Origin of the sequence: Salinibacterium sp. dk2585 (genome assembly GCF_008001035.1) — a bacterium.
Lineage (GTDB): Bacteria > Actinomycetota > Actinomycetes > Actinomycetales > Microbacteriaceae > Homoserinimonas.
This window is the reverse complement of sequence record NZ_CP042856.1, coordinates 784739-809156: the sequence shown is the minus strand read 5'-3', so window position 1 is coordinate 809156 and position 24418 is coordinate 784739. Positions and strand designations below refer to the sequence as shown.

Below are 24418 nucleotides of genomic sequence, written 5' to 3'. Positions count from 1 at the left end.
CGAGGAGGCCGCAGGGCGGCCTCCTCGGCGATGTGGTGCGACGCTCGGGTGTCTCGCTACTTGGGCGAGAACTCCGAGAAGCCCGAGAGCTCCCCGTCGATGATCTGCTGCTTGAGCGCGTCAAGCTCGTCCATCATGCCCTCGGGCAGTTCGCCCTCGAAGTCGTAGAAGGACGAGAGGCCAACGCCGTCGTTCTCGAGCGTGCCGGTGTAAATGTCAGCCTCAAACTCGCCATCGAAGGCCTGCTGGATCGAGTCGAAGACCGTGACGTCAAGCCCCTTCATGATCGAGACCAAGATGAGGTCCTTGTACTTCTCGTCAGCGACCGCGAGGTCGGAGTCGACACCGAGGATGACGGCGTCAGCACCCGCGTCGAGGATCGCCTCAGCGCCACCCTGGTAAAGGGGGCCACCGACGGGAAGGATCACGTCGGCGTTCTGGCTGAGGAAGCCCTCGGTGATCTGCTGTGCGCGCACCTGGTCGGTGAAGTCGCCGACGTAGTCGAACGGCAGGACGGTGACGGAGTCACCCTTTGCCTCGTTCCACTGCTCGACGCCCGCCTTGAAGCCGTCCATGAAGATCGTGACGGAGGGGATCTCGGCGCCGCCGTAGGTCGCGACGACCTTCGAGGTGCTGTAGCCGGCCGCGGCGTAGCCCGCGAGGAACGCGGCCTGGGCCGTGTCGTAGTTGAGCTGCTTGATGTTGTCGCCTGACAGGTAGTCGACGTCAACGATCGCGAAGTTCACCTCGGGGTTCGCATCGGCAACCGCCTGGGTCGCGTCGGCGAGCTTGAAGCCGACCGGAACGATGATGCTGCAGCCCGCGTCAACCATGCCCTCGAGGTTTGGCTCGTAGTCCGCCTCGCTGCTCGACTCCGACTCGCGGATCTCGATGCCCAGCTCGTCCTCCGCCTGGAGGAGGCCGTTGTAGGAGAGCTCGTTGAACGACTTGTCGTCGAAGCCGCCCTCGTCGGAGACCATGCAGGCGAGGAAGTCGCTGCCGGCGTCACCGTTGGCGTTGTCGTCGCCCTCGGGTGCAGTGGCGCAGGCGCTCAGGGTGAGCGCGGCAGCGCCGAGGATGCCGAGGGTACCCAGCACCCGCTTGCGGGAGATTGTGTTCACGTGTCCTCCAAAGACATGTATGCAGTGATTGCTTGAACGCTCTGCGATGCAGATGAATCGATCGTAGGTGCCTGACAGCCGTCGCCCGACCACGGGACGCCGGTTGGTATCAGACCGATATTCTCGCATCCGCGCGCGACAGTGAAGCGCTCATACGAGCACTCCACTGCTCCCCTCGCGCAGTGGCGAGCACGGGTGACGCTCAATTCAGCGGGGCGACGACCCACTCTCGACCACGATGTCGCCCGCGATGATCGCGTCGCGGAGGGCCTCGACCTCGTCAGCGAGCTCTGCCGGCACCTTCGACTCCCAGTCGTGGAACGGCGCGAGGGCCACCCCGTTGTTCTCAAGCGTGCCGATGTAGCTGCCGCCCTCGAACTCTCCCTCGAGGTCCTGCGAGACGATCTCGTAGACGGCGTCGCTCATCTGCTTGAGCACGGTCGTGACGATGAGCGGGCGGAACTGCTCCGCAAGCGTCTCGTAGCCGTCGGCGTCGACCCAGATGATGCCGACTCCGCCCGCCTCGAGGGCGGCCGTCGCAGCGCCCTCACCCGCCTGCGCCGCGACCGGCATGACGATGTCGGCGCCCTGCTCGATCAGGCCGTCGGCGAGGGTGCGTGCCAGCACGGCGTTGACGAAGTCATCCGTAAAGGAGCCGGTTTGCGAGGGCTTGTCCCAGCCGACGACCCGCACGTTGGTACCCTTCTCGGCGTTGTAGTGCTGCACCCCATCCCAGTAGCCGTCCATGAATACCGTCACGGGCGGCTGGTTACCGCCACCAAAGGTGCCGACGACGCCGGTCTGGCTGAGCCCAGCAGCGAGGTAGCCTGCGAGGAACGCCGCCTGCGCGGTGTCGTACACGATCGAGCGGATGTTGTCGCCCTCGACGGTCTCGTCGACGATCGAGAAGTTGATGTCGGGGTAGGTCTCGGCCCCCACCGAGGTCGCCTCGCCCAGCTCCCAGCCGACCGTGAGGATGTAGTCGCATCCCGCATCCGCCATCGCGTTGATGTTGGTCTCGTAGTCACCCTCCGACTGCGAGACTGCAGTGCGCAGTTCGATGCCGAGTTCCGACTCGGCGCGCTGCAGCGCCTCGTAGCTTGCCTGGTTGAAGGAGCGGTCCTCCAGGTTGCCGCTGTTGGCCACCATGCAGGCGGTGTAGTCGGATGCCGCGGCATCCGTCGACTCATCGGGAGCTGCGGCACACCCGGCCAGCGCGAGGAGGACGACGGCGCTGGCGGCCGGGATACGAAGGAACGAAGTTGACGAGGTCATACGCTCGAATCTAGAGGACGTCGCCGCGCCCCGAGAGCTTGAGCGCGTCGACGACCGACTTCACGCGCTGCGCATTCTGTGTCGTGGTGACGAGGAGCGCATCGGGAGTGTCGACCACAACGATGTCCTGCACCCCGATGAGGGAGATGAGCCGCTTCGAGTGGCTGACGACGACGCCCGTCGAAGCGTCCGAAAGCACGCGCGGGTCTTCACCGAGGATCGCGAGGTTGTTGGAGCGACCACCAGAGTGGAGCTTGCCGATGGCCGCGAAGTCACCGACGTCATCCCAGTCGAAGTCGCCAGGCACGACCGCGAGGCGCCCCGCCTTGGCCGCAGGCTCGGCGACCGTGTAGTCGATCGCGATCTTGCGCAGTCTCGGCCACACCGTGTCGACGGTCGCGCCGCGGCGAGGGGTATCCCAGGCCTCCGCGAGCTCCTGCAGCCCCGCGAGGAGTTCGGGCTCGGCCTCCCCCAGCTGCTCGAGGAGCACGTCGGCGCGGGAGATGAACATGCCGCCGTTCCAGAGGTAGCCGCCGTGCTGCAGGTAGCCCCTCGCGACGTCGAGGTTCGGCTTCTCGACGAAACTGTTGACCGCGTAGGCGTTGGGAGCGCCCTGGATGTCAAGCTTGGTGCCGCAGAGGATGTAACCGAAGCCGATCGCCGGCTCGGTGGGCGTGATCCCGATCGTGGCGATATAGCCGGCGTCGGCCGCCGCGACCGCCTCCACGACACTGCGCTTGAAACTGCGGGTGTCGGAGATGACGTGGTCGGCCGCGAAGGAACCGATGATCACGCCGGGCTCGCGATGCTCGAGGATCGCGGCGGCGAGTCCGATTGCGGCCGTCGAGTCCTTCGGCTCACTCTCGAGCACGACGTTGTGGTCGGCGAGGGTCGGCAGCTGCGCCTCGACCGCCGCACGGTGCGCGCGCCCCGTCACGACCATGATGCGCTGCTCGCCCGAGACAGGAACGAGGCGATCCCAGGTGCCGCGAAGGAGCGTCTTGCCCGTTCCGGTCAGGTCATGGAGGAACTTGGGGGCGTCGGCGCGGGAGAGCGGCCACAGCCGCGAGCCGATGCCGCCGGCCGGAATCACGCTGTAGAAGCGCTCGAGCGCGGGAGAGTCGGTCATGCGCACCACCATAGCCGTGGCATCCGTCTTGGCCGCCGAGTGGGGCCGATCGTGACGGTATCTCGACATCGAGACGGTTAGGTATGCCTAAGCAATTAGCACTCTCCGACAGGGAATAGACTGGAGGCCGTTGCGATGCATCGCGCTCGCATGCCGCCCATCCCCCACGGAACGCACGCGCTCCCGGCGAGACGGGCGGGCACAGACAAAGTTGCACCTATCTCGAGGAGGGTTGCTCGTGCCAGAGAAGTCGGCGGGAGGCCTGGCCGAAGCCCAGCCATTGGATCAGATCAAGCACAATCCACGACCCGGCGGCACCCTGTACCGCGGTCGTGAGGGAATGTGGTCGTGGGTGCTGCACCGGATCACCGGCGTCGGCATCTTCTTCTTCCTCCTGGTGCACATCCTCGACACGGCCCTCGTGCGGCTCAGCCCCGAGGCCTACAACGCGGTCATGAGTGCCTACAAGACGCCCATCATGGGACTTGGCGAGGTCGGCCTCGTCGGTGCCATCGGCTTCCACGCGCTCAACGGCCTGCGCATCATCCTCGTCGACTTCTGGTCGGTGGGGACCCGCCACCAGCGCCTCCTCTTCTGGCTCGTGCTGGGGCTCTGGGTCGTGCTCATGCTCGGCTTCGTGCCGCGCCACCTCATGAACGTCTTCGGAGCGTGATGATGACTGTCTCGATCGAATCTCCTCGCACCCTGCCCCAGCGCCGCGGCGTCAACTGGGAGAAGTGGGGCTGGATCTACATGCGCGCCAGCGGCGTGATCCTCGTCGTGCTGATCTTCGGCCACCTCTTCGTCAACCTCATGGTCGGTGACGGCGTACACGCAATCGACTTCGCCTTCGTCGCAGGCAAGTGGGCTGACCCGTTCTGGATCGTGTGGGACACCCTGCTGCTGTTCCTCGCGCTCATCCACGGCGCCAACGGCATGCGCACGATCATCAACGACTACGCGCAGAAGCCCAGCACGCGTCGCGTGCTCAGCTGGGCCCTCGCCGGCGCGACCCTCATCCTGCTCATCCTCGGGGCGCTCGTCATCTTCACCTTCGACCCCTGCCCCGCCGGCTCCCCTGCCGACCTTCTGCCCAAGTTCTGTGGAGACATCAATTGAGTGAACGCAACATCGGAGGCTCGCTCTGGGCCGACGCCAAGCCGGCCGTAGGAGAGACGCGCGTCGTTGACGGCGTGCACTACCACCAGTACGACGTGATCATCGTCGGCGCGGGTGGTGCCGGCATGCGCGCCGCCATCGAGGCTGGCCCCAATGTGAGCACCGCGGTGATCTCCAAGCTCTACCCGACGCGATCCCACACGGGCGCGGCGCAGGGCGGCATGGCCGCTGCGCTCGCGAACGTCGAGGAGGACAACTGGGAGTGGCACACCTTCGACACCGTCAAGGGTGGCGACTACCTGGTCGACCAGGATGCGGCGGAGATCCTCGCGAAGGAAGCCATCGACGCGGTCATCGACCTCGAGAACATGGGCCTTCCCTTCAACCGCACCCCAGAGGGCAAGATCGACCAGCGCCGCTTCGGTGGCCACACGCGTGACCACGGCAAGGCGCCCGTGCGCCGTGCCTGCTACGCGGCCGACCGCACCGGCCACATGATCCTGCAGACGCTCTACCAGAACTGCGTCAAGCACGGCATCAACTTCTTCAACGAGTACTACGTGCTCGACCTCGTCATGAGCGGCGAGGGCGCTGATCGCAAGCCGGCCGGTGTCGTGGCCTACGATCTCGCGACGGGTGAATTGCACGTCTTCCACGGCAAGGCAGTCGTCTTCGCGACGGGCGGCTTCGGCAAGGTCTACAAGACCACGTCCAACGCCCACACCCTCACGGGTGACGGCGTCGGCATCATCTGGCGCAAGGGCCTCCCCCTCGAGGACATGGAGTTCTTCCAGTTCCACCCGACCGGCCTCGCCGGTCTCGGCATCCTGCTCACGGAGGGTGCCCGCGGTGAGGGCGCCATCCTGCGCAACGCCTCGGGTGAGCGCTTCATGGAGCGCTACGCGCCAACCATCAAGGACCTCGCGCCGCGCGACATCGTCGCCCGCTGCATGGTGCAGGAGGTCGCGGAGGGCCGCGGCGCCGGCCCCAACAAGGACTACGTCTACCTCGACTGCACCCACCTCGGTGCCGAGGTGCTCGAGACGAAGCTCCCCGACATCACCGAGTTCGCGCGCACCTACCTGGGCGTCGACCCCGTCTACGAGCCCGTGCCCGTCATGCCGACCGCGCACTACGCGATGGGTGGCATCCCCACCAACAACAACGCTGAGGTGCTCGCCGACAACACAACCGTCGTGCCCGGGCTCTACGCCGCCGGCGAGTGCGCCTGCGTCTCGGTGCACGGCTCCAACCGCCTCGGCACCAACTCGCTCCTCGACATCAACGTCTTCGGCAAGCGCGCCGGCGTCAACGCCGCCGAGTACGCCAAGACGGCCGAGTTCCCGCCGCTGCCGGAGGACCCCACCGCCGAGATCCGTGGCCTCATCGAGATGCTGCAGTCCTCGACCGGTACGGAGAACATCGCGGCAATCCGCCGGGAGCTCCAGGAGGAGATGGACCGCAACGCCCAGGTCTTCCGCACCGACGAGTCGCTCGCGAAGGTCACCGAGACCATCCACGGCCTGCGCCTGCGCTACCGCAACATCGCGGTGCAGGACAAAGGCAAGCGCTTCAACACCGACCTGCTCGAGGCGATCGAGCTCGGCTTCCTGCTCGACCTTGCCGAGGTCGTCGTCTTCTCGGCCCGCAACCGCAAGGAGAGCCGTGGCGGCCACATGCGCGACGACTACCCCGACCGCGACGACGAGAACTACATGAAGCACACGATGGCCTACCTCTCGGGCGACCCACTGTCGGCCGACGCGGCAGACCACATCCGGCTTGACTGGAAGCCGGTCGTCATCACGAACTACCAGCCCATGGAGAGGAAGTACTGATGTCCACGGCAACACTCGAGGGCTCAACCGCAGCAGCTGAGGCGGTGCAGTCCTTCACGGTCACGGTCATCATCCGCCGCTTCGACCCCGAGGTCGACTCGGAGCCGCGCTGGCAGGACTTCGACGTCGAGCTCTTCGCGACCGACCGCGTGCTCGACGCGCTCCACAAGATCAAGTGGGAGCAGGATGGCTCGCTCACGTTCCGTCGCTCCTGCGCCCACGGCATCTGCGGCTCCGACGCCATGCGCATCAACGGCCGCAACCGCCTCGCCTGCAAGACGCTGATCAAGGACCTCGACATCTCGAAGCCGATCTACGTCGAGGCGATCAAGGGTCTCCCCCTCGAGAAGGACCTGATTGTCGACATGGAGCCGTTCTTCGACTCCTACAAGGACATCCAGCCCTTCCTCGTGTCGAGCACCGCGCCCAAGGAGGGCAAGGAGCGTCACCAGTCCGTCGCCGAGCGCGAGCGCTTCGACGACACGACCAAGTGCATCCTCTGCGCCGCCTGCACCTCGTCGTGCCCCGTGTTCTGGACCGACGGACAGTACTTCGGCCCCGCGGCGATCGTCAACGCGCACCGCTTCATCTTCGACTCGCGCGACGAGGCCTCTGAGACGCGTCTCGACATCCTCAACGACAAGGAGGGCGTGTGGCGCTGCCGCACGACCTTCAACTGCTCCGAGGCATGCCCCCGTGGCATCCAGGTCACCAAGGCGATCGCCGAGGTCAAGCAGGCCATCATGCGAGGCAAGCCCTAAGGCAGCTCGCAAGCGACGGCGCCGGTTCCCCCTGGGGGCCGGCGCTTTCGCCTTCTACTGCACAACACAGACGAGAGCAGCGGATGCCCACACCAACACCGGAAGCACAGCAGGCGACCAGGCGCCGCTGGTTGGCCCTTGTAGTGCTCATGCTGCCGGTGCTTCTCGTGTCGATCGACAACACCGTGCTGAGTTTCGCGCTCCCTGCGATCTCTGAGGCCCTGCGACCCAGCGGCACCGGCCTGCTCTGGATAATCGACGCGTATCCGCTCGTCTTGGCGGGTCTCCTGGTTCCCATGGGAAGCCTTGGGGACCGGCTGGGCCGACGACGGATGCTCCTGACCGGGGCGACGGGCTTCGCAACACTCTCGGTCGTTGCGGCCTTCGCCCCCACCGCCGAGGCACTCATCGTCTCGCGGGCGGCGCTCGGCTTCTTCGGCGCCATGCTGATGCCGTCCACGTTGTCGCTCCTGCGCAACATCTTCCTCGACCGGAACGAGCGGCGACTCGCAATCGCGATCTGGGCGGCCGGCTTCGCCGCGGGCGGTGCGCTCGGCCCCATCGTGGGCGGGGCGCTGCTCGAGCACTTCTGGTGGGGGTCGATCTTTCTCCTCGCGGTTCCGGTGCTCGTGCCACTGCTCGTCTTCGCCCCGCTGCTCATCCCCGAATCGCGGGACCCGAATCCGGGCAGGGTCGACGTGCTCAGCATCCTGCTCGCCATGCTCACGATGGCCCCCGTGGTCTATGCCGTGAAGTCACTCTCCACCGATGGGCTGTCGCCCGGCGGCGTCGTGGCCCTCGTGACGGGCCTTGGGGCAGGCGTGCTGTTCGTGCGCCGCCAACGCCGCGAACCCGAGCCGATGATCGACCTGACCCTGTTCTCCCGGCCCGCCTTCAGCGGCGCTGTGCTCATCAACCTGCTCGTGATCGTCGCCTATATCGGCTTCATATTCTTCGGCTCGCAGCACCTCCAGCTGGTGTTGGGGCTCAGCCCCATGGTCGCAGGCATGGCGTTGCTGCCGGGCCTGATCGCCATGGTCGTGGCCGGCCTCGCCGTCGTCCCCCTCTCGCGCAAGCTGAGACCACGGGGCATCGTCGCCGTCTCCCTCGTGGTCGCCGCGAGCAGCTTCGTGCTGGTGGCCGTGACGGGAGGCGATGCGTCGACCCTTGTGCTGGTGCTTGCCTTCTCCCTCTTGGGGCTCGGCGCTGGCGCGGCCGAGACGGTGTCCAACGACCTCATCATTGCCACGGCCCCACCCGAGAAGGCGGGCGCTGCCGCCGCCATCTCGGAGACGGCCTACGAGTTGGGTGCCGTGCTTGGCACCGCGATGCTCGGCACCATCCTGACGGTGTCGTACCGAAACAATGTTGTCGTCCCCGAGGCCGTGGGTGCCGAGGCCGCGTCCGCAGCCGGCGAGACGCTGGGCGGGGCGGTGGCCGTCGCACGCGACCTGAGCCCCGGGCTTGCGGCCGAACTGCTGGAGTCGGCACGGAGTGCCTTCGACAGCGGTGTCGCGCTCACCTCCGCGATCGGCGCAGCGCTCGTCGTCGCCGCAGTCGTGGTGGCACTCGTGAGCTTGCGCCGCGTCGAGATCGACAACGGCGCCGCCGACGAACTCCCGGCCGAACCGAGAGGCGCTACCGAGGCCGAGTAACGGCGATCAGCCCGAGGGCGTCGGCACGACCGCGACGAGCGGTTCGAAGAGCGGATGCGACGGCCCAATGCCGCACACCTCCTGCACGAATTCCTCCGGCGTGAGGGCCTGCAGTTTTTCGCGCATCTGCACCGATTGCTCGTCGTCGGGAACGTCGAAGCCAAGGGCTGTGCCGACGGCGTCGATGAGTGCCTCGGGCACGGTGCCGCGCTCTGCGAGCTCGGCGGCGGGGCCGATGAAGCGCTCGTTGCGACTCAGCTTGCGCAGCGGCTGGCGGCCGACCCTGTCGACGGTGTCGGGCAGGTGCGGGTTCGCGAAGCGGGTGAGGATCTTGTCGATGTAGGCCTGCTGGGCCGACTCGTCGAGGCCATGCTTGGCGACGAGCAACTGCTTCGTCTCAGCGAGCACGGCGCGCACGGCGGATTCGACCTCGGGGTGACCAAGGGCATCCGAGATCGCCCTCGCCCCCGCCGCGAAGCCGTAGTAGGCGATCGTCGCGTGTCCCGTGTTCACCGTGAAGAGTTTGCGCTCGATATAGGGAGCGAGGTCGTCGACCCAGGTCGCGCCAGGGATGCTGGGCTCCTCGCCTCCAAAGGGCGAGCGGTCGATCGCCCATTCGAAGTACGCCTCGACGGTCACGTCGAGCCCGCCTTCACCAGGCTGGCCCGGCACGATGCGGTCGACGGCCGTGTTGGCGAAGACCGCACGTGAGAGGGCGGTCGCGGCATCCGCTTCGCGCCCCTTCTCGGCGAGTGCCTGCGCCACGTGCTCCCGCAGGGTGTCGGTCGCGTTGATGGCGTTCTCGCATGCCATCACGGCGAGCGGCACCTCGAGGGAACGCTGGAGGAGCGCCTCGGCGATGAGCGGGGCCACGAACTTGAGCACATTCGGCCCAACGGCGGTCGTCACCACCTCGGCGGTCGCGATCTCGGCGACCACCGCATCCGGATCCACCGCGCTGTTGAGGGCGCGGAAGAACTCGACACGATGATCGCGGGCACCCTCCCCCACCTCGTGCACGGTGTAACTCTCCGCGGCCGCGAGGGAATCGATCAGTTCCGCGGCCACGTCGACGAAGACCACCTCGTAGCCGGCCTCGTGGAGCAGGAGGCCCACGAAGCCCCTGCCGATGTTGCCGGCTCCGAAGTGGACAGCCTTCATCAGTTGTTGACCTCCGAGAGGATGTCGAGGATCTCCTCGGCGCTGCCCGCCTTGAGCAGCGCATCCACCTCATCCTCGTCAGAGAACACGATCGCGATTTTGGAGAGGATCTCGAGGTGCTCGTTCTCGACGCCGGCGATGCCGACAACGAAGTGCACGGGGTTGCCGTCCCAGTCGATTGGCTGCGAGTAGCGCACGAACGAGAGCGCCGAGGAGAGGATCGCCTCCTTGCTCTCGTTCGTGCCGTGAGGGATGGCAAGGAAGTTCCCCATGTACGTCGAGACCGACTCCTCGCGCTCGAGCATCGCCGGCAAGTACGCCGCCGTCACCGCTCCGGCATCCATGAGAATGCTGTGGGCCTCCCGCATCGCCTCGAGCTTGGTCGTTGCCTCACCCTCGGTGCGGATCTGTGCGAGCTGCAGTACCTGTGACGCCATGGGGAACTCCCTCTTCCAGTTGTTGTCAGCTGCCGGACTGCCGCTTGAGCAGGTCGACGACCTCGTCGTACTTCGGGCTGTTCATGAAGTTGTCTACCGACACATGCTGGGCGTTCGGTGTCTTCTGCGACGCTCGGTCGGTGAGGTCCTGGTGCGTGATGACCAGGTCTTCCGTGCCATCCAGGTTGGCGATCGACTTGTTGACGACCGTCACGCCCTCAATTCCAGCCTTCTTGACCTTGTTCCGCAAGACGCTGGCACCCATCGCGCTCGACCCCATGCCGGCATCGCAGGCGAAGACGACGTTCTGGATGGGACGGGTCGCGGTGGTGGTCGTGGCACCGCCCGCGGCCGCGGCCCCGGCCGCCTCCGTGCGTGCCTCAGCAGTCTCGGCACCCGAGAGTCCGCCAAGCACGCTCGACGACTTGCCCTTGTTCGCCTCGGTCTGCGCGACCGCCGCGCCCAGGTCACCGCCGCCAGCCTCGAGGTCCTTCTTGCGGCTCGCCCGCAGGATGAGGGCGGCTACCAGGAACGAGACGGCTGCCGAGAACACGACGGACAGGATGACGCCGAGGAAGCTGTCATTGGCCGTCTGCAACAACACCGCGAAGATGCTGCCGGGCGATGCTGGGGCCCGCAAGCCGCTGTTGAACAGCACGTTGGTAGCGACACCGGTCATGCCACCCGCGATGACGGCAAGCACGAGGATCGGCTTCATGAGCACGTAGGGGAAGTAGATCTCGTGGATGCCACCGAAGAACTGGATGATGATGGCACCGGGGGCACTCGCCTTGGCGACGCCGACGCCGAAGAAAGCGAAGGCGAGCAGCAGGCCGAGGCCGGGGCCAGGGTTGGCCTCGACGAGGAACAGCACCGACTTGCCGGTGTCGATCGCCTGCTGGGTACCAATCGGCGTGAACACACCGTGGTTGATGGCGTTGTTGAGGAAGAGGATCTTGCCGGGCTCAACGAAGATGCTCAGCAGGGGAAGCAGTCCGAGGTTGACGAGCCAGTCGACCGCAGCCTCCAGCGCGTTGCTGAGCGCGGTGACCACGGGGGCGAAGCCGACGAGGCCCGCGACCGCGAGGATCGCCGCAAGGATGCCCGCGGAGAAGTTGTCGACCAACATCTCGAAGCCGGGCTTGATCTTGCCCGCCCACAGCTTGTCGACCTGCTTCATGAGCCACGCGGTCAGCGGGCCCATGATCATGGCGCCGAGGAACATTGGAATGTCCGTGCCAGCGATCACACCGACCGTGGCGATCGCACCCACGACACCACCGCGGGTGTCGTAGACGAGACGACCACCCGTGTAGCCGATGAGGATCGGCAGCAGGTAGGTGATCATGGGGCTCACGAGGCCGGTCCAGACAGAACCGTCTGGGGTCTCGCCGCCACCGAACATCGGGGCGTAGTCCCATCGCCAAGCGGCGACCGGGCTGTTCTCACCGAACCAGCCGTCCGGAATGAACATGGCGGTGATGAGACCCCACGCGATGAACGCGCCGATGTTGGGCATGATCATGCCGCTGAGGAAGGTGCCGAAGCGCTGCACTCCGACGCGTGCACCCCCTCGCTTGGCAGCGGCGGGTGCCGTTGCAGACTCCGTTGTCATTTTGTGTCCTTTTCTCTCAAGTGGTGCAGTTCGTATCGGGTGTGGTCGTTCAGCGCTCGGCGATGGCCGCGCGGACGGCGTCGCGAGCAGCGGACGCCGTGGGGGCGGCGAGTGCGGCCTCGGCGAGCGCCGTGGCATCCGTCGCCGTGTGCTGCAGGAGTTCGGCCCGCACGTCGGCGAACGCGGCGGGCGTCATCGACAGGGAGTTGACCCCGAGCCCCACGAGCACGACGGCGAGGAGTGGGTCGGCGGCCGCCTCACCGCACACGCCGACGGGCTTGCCGTGGGTGCGACCGGCGTCGCCGAGCATCCGCACGAGGCGCAGGACGGCCGGATGCCACGGGTCCTGGTAGGCGGCGACGGAACCGAGCATCCGGTCAGCCGCCAGCGTGTACTGGGTGAGGTCGTTGGTGCCGATGCTGACGAAGTCGCTCGCGGCGGCGACCTGCTCAGCCATGAGCGCGAGCGAGGGGATCTCGGCCATGACCCCCGCGACGCGGATGCCGAGCTCGCGGGCGAGGGCGACGAAGTATTCAGTCTCGGCCACGTCGGCGACCATCGGCGCCATCACCCAGAGGTCGGCCTCGGTCGCCTCCTGGGCGCGGGCGAGGGCCGTGAGCTGGTCGCGCAGGATCTGCTCGTTCGCCCGCAGGGAGCGCAGCCCGCGCAGGCCGAGCGCCGGGTTCTCCTCCTCGGCGTCGTTGAGGAAGCTCAGCGGCTTGTCGGCGCCGGCGTCGAGGCAGCGCACGACCACCTTCTTACCGGGGAAGGCCGCGAGCACGGCCGTGTAGTCGGCCTCCTGCTGCTCGACGCTCGGCGCCTCGGTTGCGTCGAGGAAGAGGAACTCCGTGCGGAAGAGGCCGACACCCTCGGCCCCGAGCTCGACGGCGGCCGCGGCATCCTGCGGGCTGCCGAGGTTTGCGAGGAGGGGCACACGGGTGCCGTCGGCGAGCGCACCATCAGTGATGGGCGCGCTCACGATCGCACGGATCTCGGCCGTGCGCGTCTCGGCGTCGGCGAGTTGCTCGGGCGAGGGCTCGACCGTCACGGTGCCCGCGCCGGAATCGACGAGCACCATCGTGCCGTCCGTGAGGGAATCCGCGCCCTCAACGCCGACGATCGCGGTGATCGACTTCGAGCGCGCGAGGATCGCCGTGTGGGAGGTCGGGCCGCCGTCACGGGTCACGAGGGCGAGCACCTTCTCGAGGTCGAGCAGCGCAGTGTCGGCCGGTGCCAGGTCGCGGGCGACGAGCACGAAGGGGCTGTCGGAGGTCGGCACGCCGGGGGCGGGCACACCGCGGAGGCGGGCGATGATGCGCTGGGCGACATCCGCGAGGTCGGCGGCGCGCTCCCCCATGTAGCCGCCCATGCCGGTCAGGAGCTCCTGGAAGGCAGCGAATGCCTCGAAGACGGCACGCTCGCCGGTGCTGCCGCCGTCGATGCGCGCGTTCACGTCGTCGACGAGCCCGGGGTCCTGCGCCATCATCGCCTGCGCGTCGAGCACCGCCTGTGCATCTCCACCCGCGCGCTGGCCGCGTTCGGCCAATTCGGATGCCACGGCCGCGAGCGCCTCGCTCACGGTGGCTTTCTCGGTGTCGGCGTCGCCGGTGCGGGGGGTCGCGTCGGGTTCGGGCAGGGGGTCAGGCATCCGCAGTACCGGGCCGGCAGCTATGCCGCGCCCGACGCCGACTCCTCGAAGCTCTCGCATCCCGCACTCCCTCGTCTTTGGGTCTCGCCGACGGCATGCAGCGGCGATGTGAACCGAGAGTACCCCCAACTCGATTGACAAACAAACAAATTCGGAGATAAAAATACGCAAGCAGACTTTTGTTTGTGATGTTTCTCTCGTGCGCCTCCGCGCCGAGCCGCACCTGTGAACGACGAGGTCACGATGTACGCACCCGAACGGCACCAGGCAATTCTCGAGCAGGCGCGCGCAAACGGCCGCGTCGAGGTGCGGGAACTCGCGGAGCTGCTGCGCGTCACCCCCGAGACGATCCGGCGCGACCTGACAAGCCTCGAGCGGCGCGGACTCGTGCGCCGCGCCCACGGCGGCGCGATCCCCGTCGAGCGCAGCCTCGTCGGCCCCGCCGTCTCGGAACGCAACGAGATCCGGGTAGCCGAAAAGCTTGCGATCGCAACGGCCGCGATAGACGAACTGCCGGATGGCGGGTCGATCCTGATCGACGCGGGCACGACGACGATCAAGCTCGCCGAACTCATCCCCACCGACCGCCGACTGACCGTCGTGACCCACTCGCTCCCCGTCGCGATCGCCCTTGCCGACCGCGACAACATCGAACTCCACGTGCTCGGGGGCCTCGTGCGGCCCACCTCCCGCGCCACCGTCGGCACCTGGACACACCAGATGGTGAGCATGGTGAGCGTCGACGTCGCGTTCATCAGCATCAACGGCATCACACCCGAGCGCGGCCTCACGACCCACAACATCGCCGAGGCCGCCGTGAAGTCGGCCATCATCAAGGCCAGCCGCCGCAGTATCGTGCTCGCGGATCACAGCAAGTTCGGCCGCGAGGAGTTCAGCAGGGTCGCCCCGCTCGCCGCCATCGACACGATCATCACCGACGCGGGCGTCAACGAGGAGCTCGTACACGAGGTAGAGGCCTCCGGCCCTGACGTGATCCTCGCGGGCCCCTCAGCGACACCGGCAGTAGCATGACGACACCAACACGGGAGGACAACGCCATGGCAGAAGCACAGCGCACGGTCGCATTCGGGTCAGCAGTCGGCCTGCACGCACGCCCCGCCGCGACAATCGCAAAGGCGGCCGGCGAGAGCGGGCACAGCGTCACGATCGAGGCACCGAACGGCAAGAAGGCCAACGCGGCCAGCGTGCTGCTCCTGCTCGCGATGGGGGTCTCGAAGGGCGATGAGCTGACCCTGACGGTGAGTGGGGACGACGCGGATGCCACGGCCGACCGGTTCGCGGAACTCATCGGCTCCGAGCTCGACCCGCAGTAGCATCCGAACACCGCGCTGGCGCGCCCCTCCCGCGGAGGGGCGTCCCGGCCTAGCCTGAGAGCGATGGAGCGGATCAAGCAACTCATCGCCTGGGTGACGGCGTCTCGACCAGTGCGCGTGTTTCAGCACTACCTACTCAACCGCGGGCCGATCCTCGCGTCCGGCCTCTCCTACCAGGCCCTCTTCGCGGTGTTCGCCGCAATCTGGGTCGCGTTCTCGGTCGCGGGCCTCGTCATCACGGGCAACGAGGAGCTCACGCAGGCGATCTTCGCGCTGATCGACTCCTACGCGCCCGGACTCATCGACTCGGGCGACGGCGAAGGTGCAATCGACCCAGATGACCTCACGGAAGCGGGCATCTTCGGGTGGACGGGAGTCGTCGCCGCGGGCGGTCTGCTCTTCACGACGCTCGGATGGCTCGCATCCGCTCGCGACGCCGTTCGGGTCATGTTCGAGCTGCCCCCTGAGCACCTCAACATCGTGCTGCTGAGACTCAAGGATGCGGGGCTCGGCCTCCTTTTCGCGGTCGCCGTCATCGTCTCCGCGGGCCTTCTCGTCTTCAGCACGCATGCGGTCGAGTGGACCTTCGAACTCGTCGGAATCGACCCCGACTCGTGGCTCGCGTCGGCAATCGCCTCGGGCGTGGGTCTCCTGCTGATGTTCGTGGTCGACACCGTGACGCTCGCTGCCCTGTATCGCTTCCTGGCGGGGCTGCGCATCCCCGTGCGCCAACTCGCGCCGGGGGCCCTCCTCGGCGCGGCCGGGATCGGCGTGCTCAAGGTGCTCGGTTCGGCGCTGCTCGGCGGGGCGACGCGAAACCCGCTGCTCGCATCCTTCGCCGTCATCATCGGTCTGCTGATCTGGTTCAACTTCCTTTGCCAGGTGATCCTCATGGCGGGCACGTGGATCGCCGTCGGCATGCGCGACCGCGGCCTCGTCGCCGACGAACGCATCGAGGAGGAGCGCCGCCAGGAGCGGGAGCGTGCGGCGGCCCATGAGGCCGCCGTGCGTGAGGAAGCGCGCCGACGACTCGCGCGCATCCGTCGCACGCGACGGTGGGGCTGGCTCTTCAGGCGATGAACCACCGCGGACGACGTCCCTGTCGGATGCCGCCGCTAGGGTCGAAGCATGTCGAAGCCGCTCCGCATTGCCTCCGTCAACGTCAACGGCATCCGTGCCGCCTACCGCAAGGGCATGGGTGACTGGCTCGCCACCCGCGAGATCGACATCCTCGCACTGCAGGAGGTGCGCGCCGACACGGAGCACATCACCGAGTTGCTCGGCGACGAGTGGGATGTGCTGCACGACCCGGCGACCGCGAAGGGCCGCGCGGGCGTCGCGCTCGCGAGCCGCACGCGTGCTGACGGCCGGCGCGGGGCCAAGATCCACCGCGTGGAGCTGGGCGCCGCCGACTTCGACTCGGCGGGGCGCTGGCTCGAGGCCGACTACGAGGTCGGCGACGAGATCATCACGGTCGTGAGCACCTACGTGCACTCGGGTGAAGACGGCACGCCCAAGCAGGTCGAGAAGTACAAGTTCCTCGACGCGATGACCGAGCGCCTGCCCCAGCTCGAGGCGCACTCCAAGTACGCGGTCGTGCTCGGCGACCTCAACGTCGGCCACACGAAGCTCGACATCAAGAACTGGAAGGGCAACGTCAAGAAGGCCGGGTTCCTCCCCAAGGAGCGCGCCTACTTCGACCGCTTCCTCGGCCCTCGCGGCGAAGAGGTCGAATGCCAGGACGGCACGACCGGTACCGGCCTCGGCTGGGTCGATGTGGGCCGGCGACACGCAGGCGAGGTCGACGGCCCCTACACATGGTGGTCGAACCGCGGACAGGCCTTCCCGAACGATGTGGGCTGGCGCATCGACTACCACCTCGTGACGCCCGCCCTTGCCGAGACGGTTGCCGACTACAAGGTCGACCGCTACCCCTCCTACGAGGAGCGCTGGTCAGACCACGCCCCGGTCGTGGTCGACTACAAGCTGTAGCGGGCTCGCTCACTCGCATTCCGGCGAAATCCGAGTTGTGCACCTTCCTAGAGGTCTCGAAGCTTCACTAGTCGGATCTCAACTTGTCCACACGCGGGTGCTGCGAGGAGTTGTGCACGGCGGCCGCGAGGAGCTGGGAGAGAAGCTGCTGACTGCGTGAGGATGCCGCTGTGCAGCCTCGAATTCCTCTCCCCGAAGACCTTGTGGCCGCTCCGTTTCACACGCGCTCGGGCGCAGCCGCGGGACTCGGACGCGGTCGCATGCTCGGCGCCGACCTGGAGTCACCACACCGGGGCGCCCGAGCGGTCCGAGGAACAGGCACCACGATTCTCGGAAGGGCGGCCACCTACGGGGCCGTCATGTCTCCCCGCGCGTTCTTCTCTCACGGCACCGCAGCGGCCCTCTGGGGGATGCCGCTTCCTTCGTTCCTCGAGACCGATTCGCGCCCCCTCGATGTGGGTGTGCCGAGCGGAATCGCCGTGCCCGCAGGCCGGGGCATCCACTCGCATCGCATCACAATTGACCCGACCGACATCGTTGAGCTCGAAGGACTACGGGTCACGTCGCGCGCGCGAACATGGTGCGACCTGGCGTCCCTGCTGAACGATGAGGATCTGGTCGCCGTTGGCGACTACCTCATCTGGCACAAACATCGCGGCGCGAATCGGATGGCGCGCTCGACCCTGGAGCGTGCATTCGACCGGTGGCATGGGCGCCGCGGGAGGCCTGCGATCTCCCGATGCCTGCCTCTCGTCAGCGACCGTGCAGATTCACGACCGGAGTCGATCATGCGCATGCGGGTGCTGGCAGCGGGACTGCCCCAGCCAGCGGTGAACCTGCCGCTCTACACGGCGACTGGCCGCTTTCTCGCCCAGCCTGACCTCTCATGGCCGCAGTTTCGTGTGACCCTCGACTATGAGGGGCGCCACCACTACACGGATGAGGCCCAGTGGGAGAAGGATGTCGCCCGCGTTCCGCGACTCGAGAACCACGGTTGGGCACACCTGCGAGCCAGCCGCTCGCACCTGCGCAACAGCTCGACCCTGTTGTCAGACCTGCGCCGCCGACTCGTCCATGGCGGGTGGCGGGGGAGAGATCCGAGTAGTGCACCTTCGCAGGCAGCGGGAAGATGCACTACTCGGATCTCAGCGGCGGGGCGGGCGCGAGGGGGCGTGGGAGGGAGAGGGGCGTGAGTGGGTGAGGGGCGTGGGAGGGTGCGGGGCCGCGATGCGGGAGAATGGTGGGATGACCGCTAAGCCCCGCCTGTTCTCCGGTATGCAGCCATCCGCCGACTCGCTCCAGATCGGCAACTACATCGGGGCGCTGCTGCAGTGGCGGGAGATGCAGGAGACCCACGACGCGATCTTCTGCGTCGTCGATCTGCACGCGATCACGGTCCCCCAGGAGCCGAAGCAACTCCGCGAGGCGACGCGCCGCACGGCTGCCCAGTACATCGCGGCCGGCATCGACCCCGCCAAGTCGACGCTGTTCGTGCAGTCACACGTGTCGGCGCATCCGGAACTCGCGTGGGCACTCAACACGATCACCGGCTACGGCGAGGCCAGCCGCATGACCCAGTTCAAGGACAAGTCCGCCCGGCACGGCGCGGATGCCACCACCGTCGGCCTCTTCGCCTACCCCGTGCTCATGGCGGCAGACATCCTGCTCTACGACGCCGAGGTCGTGCCCGTCGGCGAGGACCAGCGCCAGCACATCGAGCTGACCCGCAACCTTGCTGAGCGTTTCAACTCGCGCTTTGGCGAGACCTTCGTGGTGCCGGAGGCACAGATCCAGAAGGCGTCGGCCAAGATCTACGACCTGCAGGACCCCAGCTCCAAGATGAGCAAGTCGGCCTCGACCGAGAAGGGCGTCGTCTGGCTGCTCGACGAGCCGAACGCGACGGCCAAGAAGATCAAGTCGGCGACGACCGACAGCGAGGGCTCGGTGCGCTACGACGTGGCCGAGAAGCCGGGCATCTCGAACCTGCTCACGATCTACTCGGCGCTCTCTGGCACCGCGATTCCGGCACTCGAGGACCAGTACGCCGGCCGCGGCTACGGCGACTTCAAGAAAGATCTCGCCGAGGTCGTCACCGAGACCTTCGCCCCCATCCGCGCACGGGTGCTCGAGCTCCTCGACGACCCCGCCGAACTTGACCGCATCCTCGCAGGCAACGCCGACAGGGCGGCAGCGATCGCGGATGCCACACTCGCGCGCGTCTACGACCGCATGGGCCTCCTCCCCCGCCGCTGACGAGCTCCTCATGCAACCCTTTGAACTTCGCACCGAGCGGCTCGTGCTCTCGGCCCCCACACCCGACGATGCCGAGGCGATCCGCGAGCACTGCCAGGACCCCGTGTTGTCGAAGTACATCCCTGCGATCACGCAGCCGTACACGCTCGAGAAAGCGGAGGAGTTCATCGCCTTCACGCAGCAGGGCTGGGCTTCGGGCGAAGAGCTCACCTGGGGCATTCGCGCCGATGGGCAATTCGTGGGAGTGATCTCGCTGCGACGCGTGACCGCGGACGACATCGGCTTCTGGCTGGGCGCCAAGCACCGCGGCCACGGCTACATGCCGGAGGCCGTGCACGCGGTGCTCGATTGGGCGTTCGACGCCGCGAACCCGCTGCGGGTGGAGTCTGTGGGCTGGGAGTGCCTGACCGGAAACCTGGCTTCGGCGAGCGTCGCGCGCAAGTGCGGCTTCAGGTTTGAGGGCGAGGGCGCGGGTCGGCGGCCGGACGCGAGCGGCGAGCATCCGCTCTCCTGGCGGGGACGCATCGACGCTGGCGACTCGCGCAGCGTCAAGGCGGGCTGGCCCTCTTCCTCGTGACTCACGGCCATGTCTCACTGTAGGGTGGCATTGTTGAGGGAATTTCGCGACCGGGGTGTGGTTGCCCGGATGCGCGGTCCCTGGCGAAGAGCCAGCGGCGCCAGAGACGTCTGAAGTGCTCGACGAGGGATGTCCGGCGGGTGACGGGAACGTCGCCGTCGCCGATCTAAAGGAGTTGCACCCGCGATGACCGCGTTCACAGACACGATCGCATCAGCCGGAATCTTCCAGCGCTGTGCCCTCTTCGTCGTGGCCCTCCTTGGCGCGCTTGGCTTGGCCGGTTGCGCAACGCTCTCCCCGGGCGGATCAGCCGCAACGCAGGAGAAGCGGGAAGTCGAGATCGCGGCGCTGATCGAGGAGAGCAGCGAGAACATCGTCTCGGCGCGGGCCAGCCACGTCCGCTCAGGACTGGGAGTCAACCTCTACGTGAACTTCGACATGGCCACGGACGCTGTGACCGCTGCCGAACTCGAGGCGGTACTGCGGGTCGTGGCACCTCGGGTCCCCGAAGCCATCGGAGTGGTCAGGTTCTCTGCCGACAATGCCCAGGGCGATGCGATCCCATTGACGGACGCGGCAGAGGAGCTCGGGCTGCCAGAACTGAGCATCAAGAGTGAGGGCGTTGTGACGTTCGGCCCGAAGTCACTCGCAGAGCGCTACGAGGAGTGAGCTGCGGGTCAGCGTTCCGTGTGACGGCATCCGGAATAGTCCGCAGATGCGCGCGTTGTAGACTCCAGAGAAGTACGTGCTCCGGGGTCGGTGAGAATCCGAACCGGCGGTGATAGTCCGCGACCCGCGGCGTTGCGAAAGCAGCAAGGCGGTTGAGCCGGTGAAATTCCGGCACCGACGGTAATGGGATGGCAGCAAGCTGCGCTCCCTCAGTCCGGATGAGAGGAAGCACACGTGGTTCGCGCTACCGCGACACCATGGCTCGTACGCGGGCACCCCGGAGACGTGTGACGACACGAGGACCGGGATGAGCGAAACAGGGCACGAGACCGAAGCGCGGGATGCGCACGCGCTTGAGCAGGCCATGCGACACGCGATCTCGCTGGCCGAGCGCGGCCCGGGGTGGGGCATCAATCCGCAGGTCGGATGCGTGTTGCTCGATGCAGCAGGCAACCGGGTGTCGGAAGGATGGCACCGGGGCGCGGGTACTCCGCACGCGGAGGTCGATGCCCTCTCCAGGCTGGGCGCCGATGTCCCGTCCGGCCTCACCGCCGTCGTCACCCTTGAGCCCTGCAACCACACGGGCATGACCGGACCCTGCGTCGCGGCCCTCATCTCCGCCGGCGTGTCGCGCGTCGTCTACGCGGTCGCGGACCCCGGCGCCGAGTCCGGCGGCGGTGCGACGACGCTGCGCGACGCGGGCGTCGAGGTGGTGGGGGGCGTGCTTGCCGACGAGGTGCAGGAGCTGATGCATCCGTGGCTCACGGCGGTGCGCCGACAGCGCCCCTGGGTCACGCTCAAGTGGGCCTCAACCCTCGATGGGCGCGTGGCGGCCTCCGACGGAACGAGCCAGTGGATCACGGGCGCCGCCGCCCGACAGCGGGTGCACGAGCAGCGGGCCGCAAGCGACGCCATCGCCGTCGGCACCGGCACCGTGCTCGCCGATGACCCCTCCCTCACCGCCCGCGGCGAAGCGGGCGAGTTCATGGAGCACCAGCCGATCCCCGTCGTGATCGGTGAAACCCTCGTGCCGCGCTCCTCGCGCGTGCTCCACCACCCGCAGGCTGCGATCGTCACGGCGAGCCGCGACCTCGATGCGGTGCTGGCCGATCTCTATGGCCGCGGCATCCGTCGCCTCTATGTCGAGGGCGGTCCGACGCTCGCGAGCGCATTCATCGCGCAAGGGCTCGTCGACGAGTATTCGATCTACCTCGGCGCGCAGCTGCTGGGCGCCGGCCGAACCGCCGTGGGTGACATCGGCGTCAGCACGATCGGCGAGGCGCGGCGGCTCGAGATCCGTGGGGTTGAGGTGCTTGGCGGGGACGTGCTGCTGACGGCTCGGCCGGCGGGCGGCGCAGTCCGCTCACGCCACGAGGCGAGCGTCGGCGGCGAGCTCGACGAGCAATACGAACGAGGAGATGACTGATGTTCACGGGAATCATCGAGGAACAGGGCGAGGTCATGGCCTGGGAGCCATCAACGGATGCTGCGCGCATCACGGTGCGCGCACCGAAGTGCGTCTCGGATGCCGGCCACGGTGACTCGATCGCGGTCAGCGGCGTGTGCCTCACGGTCGTCGACCAGGGCGAGGACTGGTTCACCGCCGACGTCATGGCCCAGACGATCGCCATGAGCACCCTCACGAACCCGCGCCCCGGCGAACGCGTCAACCTCGAGCGGGCGGCACCGGTGCACGGACGCCTCGGTGGCCACATCGTGCAGGGCCACATCGATGGCACGAGCGAGTTGCTCGACGTGACCCCCGGCGACGCCTGGCGAGTACTGCGCTTCTCCCTCTCCCCCGAACTCGCGCCCCTCGTGGTCGACAAGGGCTCGATCGCGGTCGACGGTGTCTCGCTGACGGTCTCCGCGGTGGGCGACGACTGGTTCGAGGTGTCCCTGATTCCCGAGACGCTGAGCGCCACGACGCTCGGGATGCGCGCGGTGGGCGACCGCGTGAACATCGAGACCGACATCCTCGCCCGTCATGTGCAGCGGATGCTGCGACTGCAGTCCCCCGCGAGTGCGGGCACCACCGAGAGGAGCGAGCCATGAGCCTCGCCGAAATCCCCGCCGCGATCGCGGAGCTCCGCGCTGGCAAGCCCATCATCGTCGTCGACGACGAGGGCCGCGAGAATGAGGGCGACGTCATTATCTCGGCCCAGCTCGCGAGCCGCGAGTGGATCGGGTGGATGGTGCGCCACACCTCCGGCTACATCTGCGCCCCCATGACGCGTCAGATCGCCGACCGGCTCGACCTTCCCGCCATGGTTGTGGACAACGAGGACCCGCGCGGCACCGCCTACACGATCTCGGTCGATGCGGCCGAGGGGATCACGACCGGCATCAGCGCCTCCGATCGCACGACGACGTTGCGGGCGCTTGCTGACCCTGCCTCGACGCCCGCGAGCGTCATCCGGCCGGGGCACATCCTGCCGCTGCGCGCCGTGGATGGTGGCGTGCGCGAGCGCGCGGGCCACACCGAGGCGACGGTCGACCTGATGCGCCTCGCGGGCCTCGAGCCGGTCGGCGCGATCGCCGAGATCGTCGAGGACTCGGGCGAGATGATGCGCCTGCCCGGCCTCATCGCGCTGGGTCAGGAACACGGCCTCGTCGTCATCACGATCGAGGAGCTCAGCAACTACCTGGATGCCCTCGATGACAACACGGCGGCACCGCTCGGCGCGGCGATCCCGCAGACCTCGCGGGTCGTGTTCGCGGTCGAGACGCGACTGCCGACCGTGCTCGGGGAGTTCACGGTGCGTGCCTACCGCGACCGCATGAGCGGTGCCGATCACGTCGCGATCATCTCCGGCGAGCCGAAGGACGGATGCCTCATCCGTGTGCACTCGGAGTGCCTGACCGGTGAGGTCTTCGGCTCGCTGAAGTGCGAGTGCGGCCCGCAGCTGGAATCGGCGCTCGCCCAGATCCGTGAGGACGGCGGGGTCGTCATCTACATGCGCGGCCACGAGGGCCGCGGCATCGGGCTCATCAACAAGCTGAAGGCCTACCAGCTGCAGGATGCGGGCCTCGACACGCTTGACGCCAACCTTGCCCTCGGCCTGCCTGCTGACGGACGCGACTACGGCGCCGCGGTCGCGATCCTCGAGGACCTGGGCCTCGGCTCGGTGCGCGTCATCACGAACAACCCCGACAAGGTCAAGCAGCTGACCGACCGCGGCATCGTCGTGACGGAGCAGGTGCCCATCGTCGTCGGCCTCGACCCACTCAACGAGGGCTACCTCCAGACGAAGCGCGACCGCATGGGGCACCTCCTGCCCGAACACATCGATGTGAACGGGGCCGACCCCGTCGAGATGGCTCGCCAGAGCCAGAAGGAGCAGGCACTGTGAGTGGAGAGGGTTCCCCCGAGGTCGAGGTCGACGGACGGGGCCTTGCGGTCACGATCGTCGCCGGCCAGTGGCACGAGGTCATCACCGATGGGCTCCTCGCCGGCGCGCGGCGGGTGCTTGAGGCATCCGGTGCCTCCATCACGGAGGTGCGGGTGCCGGGCAGTTTCGAGTTGCCGGTCGTCGCGAAGGCGGCGCTCGAGAACGGTGCGGATGCGGTGGTCGCCCTCGGCGTCATCATCCGCGGTGGCACGCCCCACTTCGAGTACGTCTCCGCCGCGGCAAGCGACGGCCTGACCCGCGTGGCCCTCGACACGGGCAAGCCGGTGGGATTCGGGTTGCTCACCCTCGACGACGAGCAGCAGGGCCTCGACCGGGCCGGGCTGCCCGGGTCGAAGGAGGACAAGGGCGCGGAGGCGGCATCCGCGGCGCTTGCGACGGCAGTGGTGCTGCGGGACATCCGGGCGTAGCGTGCGAGGGGCCA

Annotated in this window: 24 protein-coding genes and 1 riboswitch; of the genes, 17 read left to right on the top strand and 7 right to left on the bottom strand. The window is 67.6% G+C overall.

Annotation, left to right across the window (positions count from 1 at the left end; translation table 11 throughout):
* Positions 1–56: 56 nt before the first annotated feature.
* From FVA74_RS03820 to FVA74_RS03810, 3 genes are all read right to left on the bottom strand, one after another.
* The gene (locus FVA74_RS03820; protein WP_240792296.1) at positions 57–1121 is read right to left on the bottom strand and encodes a BMP family protein; all 1065 of its coding nucleotides are present in this window, start codon (positions 1119–1121) and stop codon (positions 57–59) included.
* A gap of 207 nt (positions 1122–1328) precedes the next feature.
* Positions 1329–2396 (bottom strand): BMP family protein, encoded by a 1068-nt coding sequence (locus tag FVA74_RS03815; protein ID WP_147720482.1) that lies wholly within the window; start codon positions 2394–2396, stop codon positions 1329–1331.
* 10 nt (positions 2397–2406) lie between these two features.
* Positions 2407–3525 carry a mannose-1-phosphate guanylyltransferase gene (locus FVA74_RS03810; protein ID WP_147720480.1) on the bottom strand — a complete coding sequence of 373 codons (1119 nt, stop codon included), beginning with the start codon at positions 3523–3525 and terminating at the stop codon, positions 2407–2409.
* Between the two features lie 262 nt (positions 3526–3787).
* On the opposite strand from FVA74_RS03810, the gene sdhC reads away from it, so the two are divergent.
* The 5 genes from sdhC (at position 3788) to FVA74_RS03785 (ending at position 8898) form a co-directional block, all read left to right on the top strand.
* Positions 3788–4198 carry a succinate dehydrogenase, cytochrome b556 subunit gene (gene sdhC / locus FVA74_RS03805; protein WP_370454496.1) on the top strand — a complete coding sequence of 137 codons (411 nt, stop codon included), beginning with the start codon at positions 3788–3790 and terminating at the stop codon, positions 4196–4198.
* Positions 4198–4644: a succinate dehydrogenase hydrophobic membrane anchor subunit gene (locus FVA74_RS03800; protein ID WP_370454488.1), complete on the top strand. Its 447-nt coding sequence runs from the start codon at positions 4198–4200 to the stop codon at positions 4642–4644. Before sdhC ends, FVA74_RS03800 begins: the two co-directional genes overlap by 1 nt.
* An 11-nt stretch (positions 4645–4655) precedes the next feature.
* A complete protein-coding gene (gene sdhA / locus FVA74_RS03795) occupies positions 4656–6482 on the top strand; it encodes a succinate dehydrogenase flavoprotein subunit (RefSeq protein WP_147723048.1) in 1827 nt (608 codons plus the stop codon).
* Complete coding sequence (locus tag FVA74_RS03790; RefSeq protein ID WP_147720474.1) at positions 6482–7243, top strand: succinate dehydrogenase iron-sulfur subunit; 762 nt, start codon at positions 6482–6484, stop codon at positions 7241–7243. Before sdhA ends, FVA74_RS03790 begins: the two co-directional genes overlap by 1 nt.
* Positions 7244–7326: 83 nt before the next feature.
* Positions 7327–8898 (top strand): MFS transporter, encoded by a 1572-nt coding sequence (locus FVA74_RS03785; RefSeq protein ID WP_147720472.1) that lies wholly within the window; start codon positions 7327–7329, stop codon positions 8896–8898.
* A gap of 6 nt (positions 8899–8904) precedes the next feature.
* Here the strand turns inward: FVA74_RS03785 and FVA74_RS03780 are convergent, their stop codons facing one another.
* The 4 genes from FVA74_RS03780 to ptsP are packed head-to-tail and all read right to left on the bottom strand — an operon-like array spanning position 8905 to position 13819.
* Positions 8905–10059: a mannitol-1-phosphate 5-dehydrogenase gene (locus tag FVA74_RS03780; RefSeq protein ID WP_147720470.1), complete on the bottom strand. Its 1155-nt coding sequence runs from the start codon at positions 10057–10059 to the stop codon at positions 8905–8907.
* A complete protein-coding gene (locus FVA74_RS03775; protein WP_147720468.1) occupies positions 10059–10496 on the bottom strand; it encodes a PTS sugar transporter subunit IIA in 438 nt (145 codons plus the stop codon). The genes FVA74_RS03780 and FVA74_RS03775 overlap by 1 nt, the downstream gene beginning before the upstream one ends.
* Positions 10497–10521: 25 nt before the next feature.
* On the bottom strand, positions 10522–12111 hold the full coding sequence (locus FVA74_RS03770) for a PTS mannitol transporter subunit IICB (protein WP_147720467.1): 1590 nt from the start codon (positions 12109–12111) through the stop codon (positions 10522–10524).
* A gap of 49 nt (positions 12112–12160) precedes the next feature.
* Positions 12161–13819 carry a phosphoenolpyruvate--protein phosphotransferase gene (gene ptsP / locus FVA74_RS03765; RefSeq protein WP_147720465.1) on the bottom strand — a complete coding sequence of 553 codons (1659 nt, stop codon included), beginning with the start codon at positions 13817–13819 and terminating at the stop codon, positions 12161–12163.
* Between the two features lie 183 nt (positions 13820–14002).
* Here ptsP and FVA74_RS03760 point away from each other — a divergent pair, with 183 nt between their 5' ends.
* The 12 genes from FVA74_RS03760 to ribH all read left to right on the top strand — a co-directional run bounded on the left by FVA74_RS03760 (position 14003) and on the right by ribH (position 24404).
* Complete coding sequence (locus FVA74_RS03760) at positions 14003–14791, top strand: DeoR/GlpR family DNA-binding transcription regulator (RefSeq protein ID WP_147720463.1); 789 nt, start codon at positions 14003–14005, stop codon at positions 14789–14791.
* Positions 14792–14817: 26 nt separating this feature from the next.
* Positions 14818–15093 (top strand): HPr family phosphocarrier protein, encoded by a 276-nt coding sequence (locus tag FVA74_RS03755; RefSeq protein WP_147720461.1) that lies wholly within the window; start codon positions 14818–14820, stop codon positions 15091–15093.
* Positions 15094–15156: 63 nt separating this feature from the next.
* Entirely contained in the window at positions 15157–16173 is a 1017-nt protein-coding gene (locus FVA74_RS03750) for a YihY/virulence factor BrkB family protein (RefSeq protein WP_147720459.1), read from the top strand.
* Positions 16174–16221: 48 nt separating this feature from the next.
* On the top strand, positions 16222–17085 hold the full coding sequence (locus FVA74_RS03745) for an exodeoxyribonuclease III (RefSeq protein ID WP_147720458.1): 864 nt from the start codon (positions 16222–16224) through the stop codon (positions 17083–17085).
* 359 nt (positions 17086–17444) lie between these two features.
* The gene (locus FVA74_RS03740; protein WP_147720457.1) at positions 17445–18278 is read left to right on the top strand and encodes a hypothetical protein; all 834 of its coding nucleotides are present in this window, start codon (positions 17445–17447) and stop codon (positions 18276–18278) included.
* A gap of 52 nt (positions 18279–18330) precedes the next feature.
* On the top strand, positions 18331–19338 hold the full coding sequence (gene trpS / locus FVA74_RS03735; protein ID WP_147720455.1) for a tryptophan--tRNA ligase: 1008 nt from the start codon (positions 18331–18333) through the stop codon (positions 19336–19338).
* A gap of 10 nt (positions 19339–19348) precedes the next feature.
* Positions 19349–19915, top strand: a complete 567-nt coding sequence (locus FVA74_RS03730) for a GNAT family N-acetyltransferase (RefSeq protein WP_168220040.1) — start codon at positions 19349–19351, stop codon at positions 19913–19915.
* 186 nt (positions 19916–20101) lie between these two features.
* The gene (locus tag FVA74_RS03725; protein ID WP_147720452.1) at positions 20102–20584 is read left to right on the top strand and encodes a hypothetical protein; all 483 of its coding nucleotides are present in this window, start codon (positions 20102–20104) and stop codon (positions 20582–20584) included.
* Positions 20585–20658: 74 nt separating this feature from the next.
* A riboswitch (FMN riboswitch) is annotated at positions 20659–20818 on the top strand.
* A gap of 73 nt (positions 20819–20891) precedes the next feature.
* The gene (ribD, locus tag FVA74_RS03720) at positions 20892–22010 is read left to right on the top strand and encodes a bifunctional diaminohydroxyphosphoribosylaminopyrimidine deaminase/5-amino-6-(5-phosphoribosylamino)uracil reductase RibD (protein WP_240792295.1); all 1119 of its coding nucleotides are present in this window, start codon (positions 20892–20894) and stop codon (positions 22008–22010) included.
* Positions 22010–22639 carry a riboflavin synthase gene (locus tag FVA74_RS03715; RefSeq protein WP_147720450.1) on the top strand — a complete coding sequence of 210 codons (630 nt, stop codon included), beginning with the start codon at positions 22010–22012 and terminating at the stop codon, positions 22637–22639. Before ribD ends, FVA74_RS03715 begins: the two co-directional genes overlap by 1 nt.
* On the top strand, positions 22636–23937 hold the full coding sequence (ribB, locus tag FVA74_RS03710; protein WP_147720448.1) for a 3,4-dihydroxy-2-butanone-4-phosphate synthase: 1302 nt from the start codon (positions 22636–22638) through the stop codon (positions 23935–23937). The genes FVA74_RS03715 and ribB overlap by 4 nt, the downstream gene beginning before the upstream one ends.
* The gene (ribH, locus tag FVA74_RS03705; RefSeq protein WP_147720446.1) at positions 23934–24404 is read left to right on the top strand and encodes a 6,7-dimethyl-8-ribityllumazine synthase; all 471 of its coding nucleotides are present in this window, start codon (positions 23934–23936) and stop codon (positions 24402–24404) included. The genes ribB and ribH overlap by 4 nt, the downstream gene beginning before the upstream one ends.
* Positions 24405–24418 lie beyond the last annotated feature (14 nt).